The 11831-nt window shown below is 66.4% G+C and carries 13 protein-coding genes, 1 tRNA gene, 1 pseudogene and 1 riboswitch; of the genes and pseudogenes, 11 read left to right on the forward strand and 4 right to left on the reverse strand.

Going from position 1 to position 11831, the window contains the following annotated elements:
* A pseudogene (gene glyA, locus DIE06_RS17270) lies at positions 1-155 on the reverse strand (serine hydroxymethyltransferase); the annotation flags it as partial.
* Between the two features lie 137 nt (positions 156-292).
* Positions 293-393: riboswitch (ZMP/ZTP riboswitch) on the reverse strand.
* A gap of 180 nt (positions 394-573) precedes the next feature.
* Here glyA and DIE06_RS17280 point away from each other — a divergent pair.
* The 9 genes from DIE06_RS17280 (at position 574) to DIE06_RS17320 (ending at position 7165) form a co-directional block, all read left to right on the forward strand.
* On the forward strand, positions 574-1320 hold the full coding sequence (locus DIE06_RS17280) for an SDR family NAD(P)-dependent oxidoreductase (RefSeq protein WP_124662450.1): 747 nt from the start codon (positions 574-576) through the stop codon (positions 1318-1320).
* A gap of 108 nt (positions 1321-1428) precedes the next feature.
* Entirely contained in the window at positions 1429-1914 is a 486-nt protein-coding gene (gene ybgC / locus DIE06_RS17285) for a tol-pal system-associated acyl-CoA thioesterase (protein ID WP_124662451.1), read from the forward strand.
* A 158-nt stretch (positions 1915-2072) separates the two neighbouring features.
* Positions 2073-2750 (forward strand): protein TolQ, encoded by a 678-nt coding sequence (tolQ, locus tag DIE06_RS17290; protein ID WP_124662452.1) that lies wholly within the window; start codon positions 2073-2075, stop codon positions 2748-2750.
* Between the two features lie 10 nt (positions 2751-2760).
* Positions 2761-3210: a protein TolR gene (gene tolR / locus DIE06_RS17295; RefSeq protein WP_034182823.1), complete on the forward strand. Its 450-nt coding sequence runs from the start codon at positions 2761-2763 to the stop codon at positions 3208-3210.
* Positions 3207-4274, forward strand: coding sequence for a cell envelope integrity protein TolA (gene tolA / locus DIE06_RS17300; protein ID WP_124662453.1), 1068 nt, complete (start codon positions 3207-3209; stop codon positions 4272-4274). The genes tolR and tolA overlap by 4 nt, the downstream gene beginning before the upstream one ends.
* A gap of 109 nt (positions 4275-4383) precedes the next feature.
* Positions 4384-5679 carry a Tol-Pal system beta propeller repeat protein TolB gene (tolB, locus tag DIE06_RS17305; RefSeq protein ID WP_124662454.1) on the forward strand — a complete coding sequence of 432 codons (1296 nt, stop codon included), beginning with the start codon at positions 4384-4386 and terminating at the stop codon, positions 5677-5679.
* A 17-nt stretch (positions 5680-5696) separates the two neighbouring features.
* A complete protein-coding gene (pal, locus tag DIE06_RS17310) occupies positions 5697-6209 on the forward strand; it encodes a peptidoglycan-associated lipoprotein Pal (protein ID WP_043189435.1) in 513 nt (170 codons plus the stop codon).
* 19 nt (positions 6210-6228) lie between these two features.
* Positions 6229-6978, forward strand: coding sequence for a tol-pal system protein YbgF (gene ybgF / locus DIE06_RS17315; RefSeq protein WP_124662455.1), 750 nt, complete (start codon positions 6229-6231; stop codon positions 6976-6978).
* Between the two features lie 110 nt (positions 6979-7088).
* A tRNA-Lys gene (locus tag DIE06_RS17320) sits at positions 7089-7165 on the forward strand.
* A gap of 230 nt (positions 7166-7395) precedes the next feature.
* Here DIE06_RS17320 and DIE06_RS17325 read toward each other — a convergent pair.
* Positions 7396-8343 (reverse strand): AraC family transcriptional regulator, encoded by a 948-nt coding sequence (locus tag DIE06_RS17325; protein ID WP_124662456.1) that lies wholly within the window; start codon positions 8341-8343, stop codon positions 7396-7398.
* A gap of 130 nt (positions 8344-8473) precedes the next feature.
* On the opposite strand from DIE06_RS17325, the gene DIE06_RS17330 reads away from it, so the two are divergent.
* Together DIE06_RS17330 and DIE06_RS17335 are read left to right on the forward strand one after the other, a co-directional pair.
* Positions 8474-8803 carry a carboxymuconolactone decarboxylase family protein gene (locus DIE06_RS17330; RefSeq protein WP_124662457.1) on the forward strand — a complete coding sequence of 110 codons (330 nt, stop codon included), beginning with the start codon at positions 8474-8476 and terminating at the stop codon, positions 8801-8803.
* A 149-nt stretch (positions 8804-8952) separates the two neighbouring features.
* A complete protein-coding gene (locus DIE06_RS17335; protein ID WP_124662458.1) occupies positions 8953-9786 on the forward strand; it encodes a class II glutamine amidotransferase in 834 nt (277 codons plus the stop codon).
* A 21-nt stretch (positions 9787-9807) separates the two neighbouring features.
* On the opposite strand, the gene DIE06_RS17340 is transcribed toward DIE06_RS17335, so the two are convergent.
* Complete coding sequence (locus DIE06_RS17340; protein ID WP_124662459.1) at positions 9808-10488, reverse strand: N-acetyltransferase; 681 nt, start codon at positions 10486-10488, stop codon at positions 9808-9810.
* On the reverse strand, positions 10485-11813 hold the full coding sequence (locus DIE06_RS17345; RefSeq protein WP_124662460.1) for an aminotransferase class I/II-fold pyridoxal phosphate-dependent enzyme: 1329 nt from the start codon (positions 11811-11813) through the stop codon (positions 10485-10487). The genes DIE06_RS17340 and DIE06_RS17345 overlap by 4 nt, the downstream gene beginning before the upstream one ends.
* Positions 11814-11831: the final 18 nt, after the last annotated feature.

The raw sequence follows: 11831 nt of genomic DNA on the forward strand, positions 1-11831 counted from the left end.
AGCTGCGAACCCTGTGCGGCCATCACGGCCGGGCTCGTGTAGTTTTCCGACGCGATCAGCTCGATGTGATCTTCCTGGCGGCGGTTTTCCTGCTCGATCGCTGCAAAGATTTCGGGATCGACGTTCGCGATGGTGCTTTGGGCTCTGTCAAACATACGGTTTCCGTTAAGTGTGTACAGGTTGACCGGGGCGGCCGAGTACATTGCGCTGCTGGCGGAACCAGCTCGACGTGGCGGATGAATCCGTATGACGCGAGACAGGACAGCCACCGGCGATGCACGCAACGGCGCACAACGGCTGCCCAGGCGAACGGCAAAAACGGCGCCCCGCGCTTCACGGTGGGATGCTCCACCTTGAACCCGAAGGGTTCTATCGCCAGTCACGCAGGGGGGATGAGCGCGTTAGTGTATTGGATGCGTCATGAATAGGCAACCGCGCGGCAGCGGCCCCGAAACAATAAGGGCCAGACTCTATCCGCCCGTGCCGACGCGCTTTGGCGCCTTGCCGCGATGCGGCAATCTCAGTAGGCTTGCGGGATACCATCCGCTACTTTGTTACCGACCAGGAGCAGCAATGATCGTGTTCGTCACAGGCGCGTCCGCCGGCTTCGGCGCCGCCATCGCCCGAGCCTTCGTCAAGGGCGGCCATCGCGTCGTCGCAACCGCGCGCCGCAAGGATCGTCTCGATGCGCTCGCGGCCGAACTCGGCGACGCACTGCTGCCGCTCGAGCTCGACGTGCGCGACCGCGCCGCCGTCGAAGCCGTGCCGGCCGCCCTTCCCGCCGAATTCGCGGCGCTCGACGTGCTCGTCAACAACGCCGGCCTCGCGCTCGGTGTCGAGCCAGCCCACAAGGCCAGCCTCGACGAGTGGCAGAACATGATCGACACGAACTGCTCGGGCCTCGTGACCGTCACGCACGCGTTGCTGCCCGGAATGATCGCGCGCGGCCGTGGCCATATCTTCAACCTCGGTTCGGTGGCCGGCACCTATCCGTATCCGGGCGGGAACGTATACGGTGCAACCAAGGCTTTTGTCAGACAATTCAGTCTGAACCTGCGCGCCGACTTGATCGGCACGCCGTTGCGCGTCACCGACATCGAGCCGGGCCTGTGCGGCGGCACGGAATTCTCGAACGTCCGCTTCCGCGGCGACGATGCGAAGGCAGCGAACGTCTACCAGAACGTCCAGCCGCTCACGGCCGAGGACATCGCCGACACGATCTACTGGATCGCGACGCGCCCCGCGCACGTCAACATCAACACGATCGAGATGATGCCGGTCGCCCAGGCCCCGGCCGGCCTCACGATCCATCGCGGCTGACACGGCAGCCGCAGCCGCGGGCCCGCCTCCGGCCGGCCCGCGGCGTGCTACGGCGTACTACATTCCGTTACGAATCGGTTACGAATCCGGCCTCGGCCTTCCGGTAAAATGCGCGCCATGACTCAGCCTACCCGCTCCCCGGACGCGCCCTCCGGCTTTACCTGGCCGGTACGCGTGTACTACGAGGACACCGACGCAGGCGGCATCGTCTTCTATGCCAACTACCTGAAATTCTTCGAGCGCGCCCGCACCGAATGGCTGCGCGCGTGCGGCATCGACCAGCGTCGGCTCGCCGACGACACGGGCGCGATCTTCATCGTCCGCAGCACGTCGCTCGACTACCGCGCGCCGGCGCGACTCGACGACGCGCTGACGATCACGAGCCGGCCCGGACGCATCGGCCGCGCATCGGTGGAATTCACGCAGGAAGCCTGGCGTGGCGACACGCTGCTCGTCGCCGGCCACATCCGCCTCGGCTGCGTCGACCACATCGGCATCCGGCCCGCGTCGATCCCGCCGGTCGTGCTTGACGCGCTGCAACGCGGGCCCGTCATCGACGCCGGGCAGACTGTATTGTCAACGAAGCTCGGATGAGCACCGTTTAGACAAAGCCTATGAACTTGCCTTCCTGAATCGATACTAAGCAAGGTTCGGCGCCAGGCCTGGCCGGCGCGCCGCGCCGCACGCATACCGTGCGCTCTCGCCGGGCGCCCCTCGCCGGGCGCCCCCGAAGGGACGTTACTCAAACCTCTATGACTACTTCTCAAGACCTGTCGATCATTTCCCTCGTCCTCAACGCGAGCGTGCTGGCCCAGGCCGTAATGGGGCTGTTGCTGCTGCTGTCGCTGATGTCGTGGACCTTCATCTTCCGCAAGTGGTTCGCGATCCGCCGCGCGCGCGCGCAGACCGAACGCTTCGAAAGGGATTTCTGGTCGGGCGGCGACCTGCAGGCGCTGTATCAGAGCGCGGCCAACAACCGTCATACGATCGGCGCGCTCGAGCGGATCTTCGAATCGGGGATGCGTGAATTCCTGAAGGCGAAGGAGAAGCGCATCAGCGACCCGGGCCTCGTGCTCGACGGGGCGCGTCGCGCGATGCGCGCGTCGTTCCAGCGCGAAATGGACGTGCTCGAGGCGAACCTCGCGTTCCTCGCGTCGGTCGGCTCGGTCAGCCCGTACATCGGTCTGTTCGGCACCGTCTGGGGGATCATGAACTCGTTCCGCGGCCTTGCGAACGTGCAGCAGGCAACGCTCGCGAACGTCGCTCCGGGCATCGCCGAGGCGCTCGTCGCCACCGCTATCGGCCTGTTCGCCGCGATTCCGGCGGTGGTCGCGTACAACCGCTACGCGCACGACATCGACCGCCTCGCGATCCGCTTCGAGACCTTCATCGAAGAGTTCTCGAACATCCTGCAGCGTCAGGCCCAGTAAGGAGCGCGCCATGGCAGGAAGTCCCATTCGATCCAGCATGCGCGGCGGCCGCTCGCGCCGCGCGATGGCCGACATCAACGTCGTGCCGTACATCGACGTGATGCTGGTGCTGCTCGTGATCTTCATGGTCACGGCACCGCTCGTCGCCCCGTCGATCATCAATCTGCCGACCGTCGGCAATGCAGCGCCCCAGGAACAGACGCCGCCCGTCGTCGTCAACATCAAGGCCGACCGCACGATGAGCGTCAAGTACAAGGGCGACTCCGGCGCGACGCAGGAAGACACGATGACCAAGGCCGAGCTCGACGGCTTCATCTCGGCCCGGCAGGCCGATCACCCCGACCAGCCGGTCGTGATCGCGGCCGACAAGACCGTGCAGTACGATGCAGTCATGACCGTGATGTCGGACCTGAAGGCGCGCGGCGTCAAGCGCGTCGGCCTCCTCGTCAAATCGCAATGAACCGGCAGCAATCCACGCGCGGCAACGCCTACCCGTCTCAGCCCCCTCGCGAGCGCGGCACCTGGCGCGCGTTCGCGCTGGCCGCGCTGATGCACGTGCTGCTCGCGCTGTTCCTCTATCACGGCGTGCAGTGGCAGAACAGCACGCCGGCCGGCGCCGAAGCCGAGCTGTGGACCGAGGTACCCGAGGTCCCCGCGCCGCGGCCCGTCGTCACGCCCACGCCGCCCGCGAAGCTCGCCCCGCCCCCTCCCCCGGTCCGGGACGAGCAGGCGGACATCGCGTTGCAGCAGAAGAAACGGCAGCAGGAAGCGGCCGCGCGCGAAGCGCTGCTCGAGCAGCAGCGCCGCGCGCAGCAACTGAAGGCCCAGCAAGTCGAAACCCGGCGCGAGCAGCTCGCGGCCCAGCAGGCGGCCGCGCTCGCCGCGCAGAAGGCCGCCGAGCGCGAAAAGCAGAAACAGGTGGACAAGCTCAAGCAACAACAGCTCGTGGAGCAACAGAAGCTCGAACAGCAGAAACTCCAGCAGCAGAAACTGCAGCAACAGAAGCAGGCGCAGCTGGAAGCGCAGCAGGCGGCGAAGGCCAAGGCCGACGCGGCCGCGAAGGCGAAGGCGGAAGCCCAGGCCAAGGCGAAGGCTGAAGCGACGGCGCGCGCGAAGGCCGACGCGGCGGCGAACGCGAAGCTCGACCGTGAGCGCAGCGCGCGCCTCGCGCAGATGCAGGGCATGTCCGGCGCCGGCGAAGGCGGCGGCGAGGGTCTCGCGAAAAGCGGCACCGGCACGGGCTCCGGCGGCAACGCCGCATCGCCCGGCTATCCGGACAAGGTGCGTCGCCGCGTGAAGCCGAATATCGTCTGGGGTGGTGAGCGCGCGGGTCTGACGACCGTCGTCGCGATCCGCTGCACGCCGTCGGGCGACGTGATGAGCGTTTCGATCCGCCGTTCGAGCGGAAATTCGGGGTGGGATCAAGCCGTGGTCAATGCGATCCAGGCGTCGGTCCCATTGCCGCCCGATTCTAACGGCCGTACCCCGTCCGACATTACGATTACCTTCAAGGCGGCGGAGTGAGCGCAAATGCGCTTACACTCCGTGCGTCGCTGCCGGACGGGAACGAATCGGGTATTTTTACTGTCTCTGCGGTTGCGCAGCGATCCAAGTCACATGGGAAGCAAGAAGCATGAGTTTGATGACGAAACTAGGTTTCAGGGCACTCGTGGCCTCGTGTCTGATTGCGGCCGGCGGCGCCGCTAACGCGCAGGTCAACGTGGTAATCACCGGCGTCGGTTCGACCCAGTTCCCCATCGCCACCGCGAACTTCGCGAACGAGGCAGGCCTGCCGCAACAGGTCACGTCGATCGTCCGCGCCGACCTCGCCCGTAGCGGCAAATTCACCAATATCGATGCGGGCAGCACGCCCGTGCCCGAAACCGCATCGGTCGATCTCGGCGCATGGAAGGCCAAGGGCGCGAACGCGTTCGTCGCCGGCAGCGTGAACCGCGAAGCCAACGGCCAGTACAAGGTGAACTTCATCCTGTACGACACCGTGAAGCAGCAAAGCCTCGGCGGCCTGTCGCTGACGGCGACCGACAACACGCTGCGTACGGCCGGCCACAAGATCGCCGACTACATCTACCAGAAGCTGCTCGGCGTGCGCGGCGTGTTCGCCACGCGCCTGTCGTACGTGATCAAGACGGGCAACCGCTACCAGTTGCAGATCTCGGATTCGGACGGCCAGAACGCGCGCATCGCGCTGTCGAGCACCGAGCCGATCATCTCGCCGGCGTGGTCGCCGAGCGGGACGAAGGTCGCGTACGTGTCGTTCGAGCGCAAGAAGCCGATCGTCTACATCCATGACCTGCCGACCGGCCGCCGCTACATGGTCTCGGACCAGAAGGGCAACAACAGCGCGCCGGCGTGGTCACCGGACAGCAACACGCTGGCCGTTGCACTGTCGCTGACGGGCAATACGCAAATCTATACGGTCAATGCAAACGGCGGCGGTCTGCGCCGGCTCACGCAGAGCAGCTCGATCGATACCGAGCCGTTCTACTCGCCGGACGGCCGCTGGATCTATTTCACGAGCGATCGCGGCGGCGCGCCGCAGATCTACCGGATGCCCGCGCAAGGCGAAAGCGCCGGCTCGGCACAACGCGTGACCTTCACCGGCAGCTACAACACCAGCCCGCGCGTCAGCCCGGACGGCAAGCTGCTCGCCTACATCTCCCGCACGGGTGGGGGGTTCAAGCTGTACGTTCAGGATCTGCAATCTGGCGCGGCGAACGCCATCACCAATACGAATCGCGACGAATCGCCGAGCTTCGCGGCAAACGGTCAGTACCTTCTGTACGCTACCCAGTCGGGTGGACGCAACGTGCTGGCTGCTGTGCCTTCCGACGGCAGTGCGCCGCCGCAGATCCTGTCCGTCCAGGGCGGCTCGGTTCGTGAGCCGTCGTGGGGACCCTTCATGCAATGACCACAAGGAGAGTAACCATGATGTCGAACAAGGCTCGTCTGGCCCTGGCCGTGATGATGATCAGCGCGCTGGCAGCGTGCAAGTCGGGCGTGAAGCTCGACGACAAGGCGAATGCCGGCGGTGCGGTCAGCACGCAGCCGAGCGCCGACAACGTCGCGCAAGTGAACGTCGATCCGCTGAACGACCCGAACAGCCCGCTCGCGAAGCGCAGCATCTACTTCGATTTCGACAGCTATTCGGTGAAGGACGAGTACCAGCCGCTGATGCAGCAACACGCTCAGTACCTGAAGAGCCACCCGCAGCGTCACGTGCTGATCCAGGGCAACACCGACGAGCGCGGCACGAGCGAGTACAACCTCGCGCTGGGCCAGAAGCGTGCGGAAGCAGTCCGCCGTGCGATGGCACTGCTCGGCGTGAACGACTCGCAGATGGAAGCCGTGAGCCTCGGCAAGGAAAAGCCGCAAGCATCGGGTCACGACGAAGCATCGTGGGCGCAGAACCGTCGCGCCGACCTCGTCTACCAACAGTAAGTAACGGAAGAATTGCCGTATGACGCACCGTGAATCCTGGCTGCGCTTAGCCGCAGCATTCTGCGTCGTCGGCGCGGCGTGGTCGGCCGCGCCGGCGCACGCCGGCATGTTCGACGACAACGAGGCGCGCCGCGCCGTGCTCGATCTGCGCAGCAAGAGCGACAATCTGTCCAGCCAGTTGTCGGCCGCCCAGCGTACGATCCTCGATCAATCCGGCCGTATCGACCAGTTGAACCAGCAGGTCGCGACACTGCGCGGCGAGAACGAGGACCTGACGAACCGGCTGACGACGCTCGAACGGCAGCAGAAGGAGTACTACCAGGATCTCGACACGCGGCTCAAGAAGTTCGAGCCGCAACAGGCGACGATCGATGGTGTCGAAGGCACCGTGCAGCCGGGTGAAACGGATACGCTCAACGCGGCGCAGCAGCAATTCCGCAACGGCAACTTCAAGGCTGCCGCGGCCTCGTTTCGCAGCTTCATCGCGAAGTATCCGCAGAGCCCGTACCAGCCGACCGCGCAGTACTGGCTCGGCAATGCGCAATACGCGCTGCGCGACTACCGCGGCTCGACCGCGACCTGGCAAGCGATCGTGAGCAAGTATCCGCAGCATCCGCGCGCGGCCGACGCGCTCGTCGCGATCGGGACGAACCAGCTCGAGCAAGGCCAGAAGGCGGCCGCGAAGAAAACGTTCGAGCAGGTCGTGTCGCAGTACGCCGGATCGAACGCTGCGCAGACGGCGCAGGGCAAGATCGAGAGCATCAAGTAAATTATCGTGCCGGGTTGTTGACAGGCTCACAACCCGTCGCTATAATCTTTTGCTCTTTAGGTCGCTGCGAGAGTTGTTAGCGCAACGGACTAACAGGTTTTCAAGAACGTGGGGTGGTAACTCAGTTGGTTAGAGTATCTGACTTTTAATCAGAGAGTCGAGGGTTCGAGTCCCTCCCACCCTACCAACTATCTTTGATAGTGCAATTACAGCCTCCCAAGCGGAGGCTTTTTTGCGTCTGCGTCCTGCAGTGTTGCACTTGGCGTCTCGATGATGCTCGCGCCGATTTCGACGAAGTCGATCGGACCGAAAGCTGTGGTACGCCGGTGCATGCGGATGGGCGCGATACGGGCGGCCCGACGCCGCGACGAACGCGAACGACGGCTGCCGCACCACACGACGATCGCGCCGCCAGTCTTACGTGCCCCGCTGCGCGCGCCGCCAGCGTCCCGGCGTCGTGCCGAGCACCGCGCGAAACGCCTTGCCGAACGCCGCCTCGGACTGGTAACCGACCGCCTGCCCGATCTCCGCCTGGCCGCGCTGCGTGTCCTGCAGCAGCGCGCATGCATGCATCATCCGGATCTGCGCGACGAACGCGCCGACGCTCATCCCGGCCTTCTCTCGGAAATGCCGCGCATAGGTCGCGCGCGACATCGCGGATGCCGCGCCGAGCGATTCGACCGTCCACGGTTGTGCCGGCGCCTGCAACACGGCCTGGACCGACGGGCCGAGCCGCGCATCGGCAGCCAGCGCGAGCCAGCCGGCCGGCACGCGCGCATCGCGGCCGTACGCGCGCAACGCGTAGGCGAGCAGCGCCTGTCCGAGCGCGTTCACGATCGCGCGCGCACCCGGCTGCGCATTCGATGCCTCGGCGCGCAGCACGCTCGTCAACAGTTGCAGCGACGCGGGCCCCGACGCCTCGCGCAGCCCGACGTGCAGCACGCGCGGTAACGTACGCATCAGCAATTCACCGGCACCGCGTGCATAAATGAAGCGCCCGCAGAGCAGGTCGACGCTTGCATCGGCCGCGGCCACGGGATCGCGATTCGACTTGACCGGCAGCGCCGCGCCGCCGGCCGTGCCCGGTTCACGCAACGACGCGACCAACCGCGCGCCGCCCCCTTCGACATCGGACAAATCGTGCGCGTCGCCCGCCGGCAGCAGCACGAAGTCGCCATCGGCCAGCCGCAGCGTGCGCCCGTCGGCCGTGCGCAGCCGGCACGTTCCGGACAGCAGCAGGTGAAACGCCGCCTCGCCGGGCGGCAATGGATCGTGCGGCATCGCGAACGGGCCGTCGAGCAGGCAGCGCACGTCGAGCTCGACATGGCTGCGGCCCAGCGACAACAGTTGACTCAATGCGTCCATGAGACGTTTGCACTAAAAATTGACACTCTAGCGTATCGAAACCCTCAGCGCGAACGCTCAGAATAAGTCCTGCATCGCCCGAGATCGCGGCATCCGCCGCCCGACCCACCTCTTCTCGAAAGGACGCATCATGCTGAACTGGAACGAATACCGGAAGGAACTCTCGACGCGCATCGGCGAAATCGCCAAGCTGTCGCCCGACACGCTGGCCGGTTACCAGGCGCTGGCCGGCGCCGGTGCCAAGACGGGCCATCTCGACGCGAAGACGCGCGAACTGATCGCGCTCGCGGTGGCCGTCACGACGCGCTGCGACGGCTGTATCGCGGTGCACACGGCCGAAGCCGCCAAGCATGGCGCGACCAAGGAGGAAGTGGCCGAAGCGCTCGGCGTCGCGATCGCGCTGAATGCGGGCGCGGCGCTCGTCTATTCGGCCCGCGTGATGGACGCGCTCGGCGAGTGACGCGCGCATGAAGGATGCGGCGTCCGCCGCATCCTTCACTGACGATCACCGGCACCGCCGGCCAGCCGGCGCACGCGCCGCGGTCGCGCACGCCGGCGCCGGGAAGTCGGCTACCATGCGCGAGAAGATTCATCGCGAAGGAGCGCTCCATGTGCCGCTGGCTCGCCTATACGGGTAATCCGATCCATCTCGAGACCGTACTGTTTCGCGCGAAGCATTCGCTGATCGACCAGAGCCTGCATTCGGAACTGGGCGCCACGACCACCAACGGCGACGGGTTCGGGATCGGCTGGTATGGCCGCCCCGAAGAACTGCCGTTCCGCTATCGCTCCGTGCATCCCGCATGGAACGACCGCAACCTGCGCGAAGCCGCGCGCGCGATTCGCTCGCGGATGTTCATCGCGCACATCCGCGCGGCGACCGATACGCCCGTCCAGGAAACCAACTGCCACCCGTTCCGCCATGGCCGCTGGCTCTTCGCACACAACGGGCTGATCCGCGATTTCCACAAGATGCGCCGCGACCTGACCATGAAGGTCGACCCGGCCCTGTTCCCGACGCTCGAAGGGACGACCGACTCCGAGCTGATGTTCCGTCTCGCGCTGACCTATGGCCTCGAGCAGATGCCGCTGCCGGCGCTCGAGCGGATGGTCGGCATGGTCGAGGAAACCGCGGCGCGATATCGTGTCGCCGAGCCGCTCAACATGACGATCTGCGCGACGGACGGTGATCGGATCATCGCGGTGCGCTACTCGAGCGAACGGCAATCGCGCTCGCTGTTCCACAGCACGTCGTTCAAGCATCTGCACGAACTCTATCCGCACAATCCGCGCATCGCCGAAGCGGGCGACGACGCATTCATGGTCGTGTCGGAGCCGCTCGTTGACTTGCGCGGGGCATGGGAGGAAGTGCCCGAAAGCATGGCGATCGTCGCGCATGGCGCCGACGTGCAGCAACGGCCGTTCCATCCGCGGCACAGGTAGGCCGCGAAGGCGCTCGCGCCGTCAGCCGCCGCGCACGAGCCGCATGCGTACGGAATCGAGTTCGGCGGGCAGCCGGCGCGAGCGCTGACGCGACCGGGTCAGCGCGGCGAAGCCGAGCCGCTCGTACAGTTCGCGGGCCCGCACGTTCCGGGTCAGTACGTCGAGCACGATGTCGCGGCTGCCGTGGTCCGGCAACGCACCGGTCTCGAGCGCGTCACGCAACAGTGCGGTGAAGATGCCCGTGCCGCGTCGCGCCTCGTCCGTCGCGCAATGCGCGACGAGGATCTGCGCACGCCTCGGCGCCGGAATCTCCGTTTCGAGCACCAGCCCGCGCAGCAGCTGGCCGATCGTGCGGCGCACGCCGAAAAAGCGCGCCAGGGCCCACACGATGTGAACGTCGTCGAACATCGTCCGGCGCCCGTCGTGGATGGCCATCACGGCATGCACCGTGCCGTCGGCACCGACCGCGACCCGATGCCGGCGCCACGAGAACCGACCGTGACGCGACCGGAACGCCTGTTGCAGGAACGCAATGCAGCGCGCGTCGCTTTCACCGAGGAAGAACCCGAATTCGCCGACACCGGATGCGAACACGAGCGGCGCGCATGCCGCCGCATCGTCCGCGCATGCGGCGCGAAACGGCGTCGACGCACCGGCCTGCGGCACGTCGAAGGATGGCGCGAGTGCCGCGGCGGGCATCATCCTGCCCGCCCCGCCAGACGGGCCAGCTCGGTGACGGTCCGGCTGATCTGCTCGGGCTCGTGCGTCGAACAGATGAAGAAGCGCAGGCGCGCGGCCTTCTCCTCGACAGCCGGATAGAAGATCGGCTGCACGTTGATCCCTTCGTCGAACATTGCGTTCGCCCACTGCGCGGCCTTCAGCGAACTTCCGGTGATCACCGGCACGACCGCATACCCGGCGCTCGTGCCGGTGTTCAGGCCCGCGGCGCGCGCCTCGGTCAGGAACTGCCGCCCGCGCGCCTGCAATTGCGCCACCCGCTCCGGTTCGGCCTGCAGGCGTTCGAGCGCGGCCAGCGACGCTTCGGCGAGCGTCGGCGCGAGTCCGACGCTATAGAGAAAACCCGGCGCCAGATGGCGCAGCATGTCCACGAGCGGCTGGCAGCCGGCGATGAAACCGCCGCAACCGGCCAGCGTCTTGCTCATCGTGCCCATCCACATGTCGACCTGGTCGGGCGCGACCGCGCAATGTTCGCGGATGCCCTTGCCCGTCGCGCCGAGCACGCCGAGCGAATGCGCTTCGTCGACCAGCAGGAACGCGCCGTGGCGCGTCTTCACGTCGACGAAGCGCTGCAGGTCCGGGAAATCGCCATCCATGCTGTACAGCCCTTCGATCGCGATCAGCACGTGCCGGTATTCGCGCCGCACACGCGACAGCAGTTCGTCGAGCGCCTGCCAGTCGTTGTGTGCGAAGCTCAGCCGCTTCGCACCGCTCAGCTGCGCGCCCTGCACGATGCTGTTGTGCGCGAGCGCATCGTGGACGATCAAATCGCCGGGGCCGAACAGCGCGCCGATCACGGTCACGTTGGTCGCGTGGCCGCTCACGAACGCGACGCAATCGTCGGTCTCGTAGAACGCGGCCAGCGCGCGCTCGAGATCGCGCTGCACCGGACGCTCGCCCGCGACCATCCGGCTCGCGGACGCCGACGTGCCATAACGGTCGATCGCGGCCTTCGCACGTTCGGATACGGCCGGATCGCCGGCGAGACCGAGGTAGTTGTAGTTCGCGAAGTTCACGTATTCGCGACCGCCGATCTGCGTGGTCGCGCCGGCAACACCCTCGTGCACGCGAAAGAACGGTGAGTCGACGCGCAGCTTCTCGCCCATCTCGCGCATGATCCTGACCTGCTGATACTGCGGCATCGATTCGAAACGGCTGCGCGCCGATGCGGCCTGGGCCGCCGGCGCAGCAGGCACGCCGGGCGCCGCGGCGGCTTGCGTCGCGCGCTCCAGTTGCCGTTGCAGGGCTTTCGCCGCCAGTTGCTGGCGAAGGTGTTCTCCGAGTGCCATGTGTTTGGTTCCGGGCAG

The sequence above is a fragment of the Burkholderia sp. Bp8998 genome (assembly GCF_003854235.1).
GTDB lineage: Bacteria > Pseudomonadota > Gammaproteobacteria > Burkholderiales > Burkholderiaceae > Burkholderia.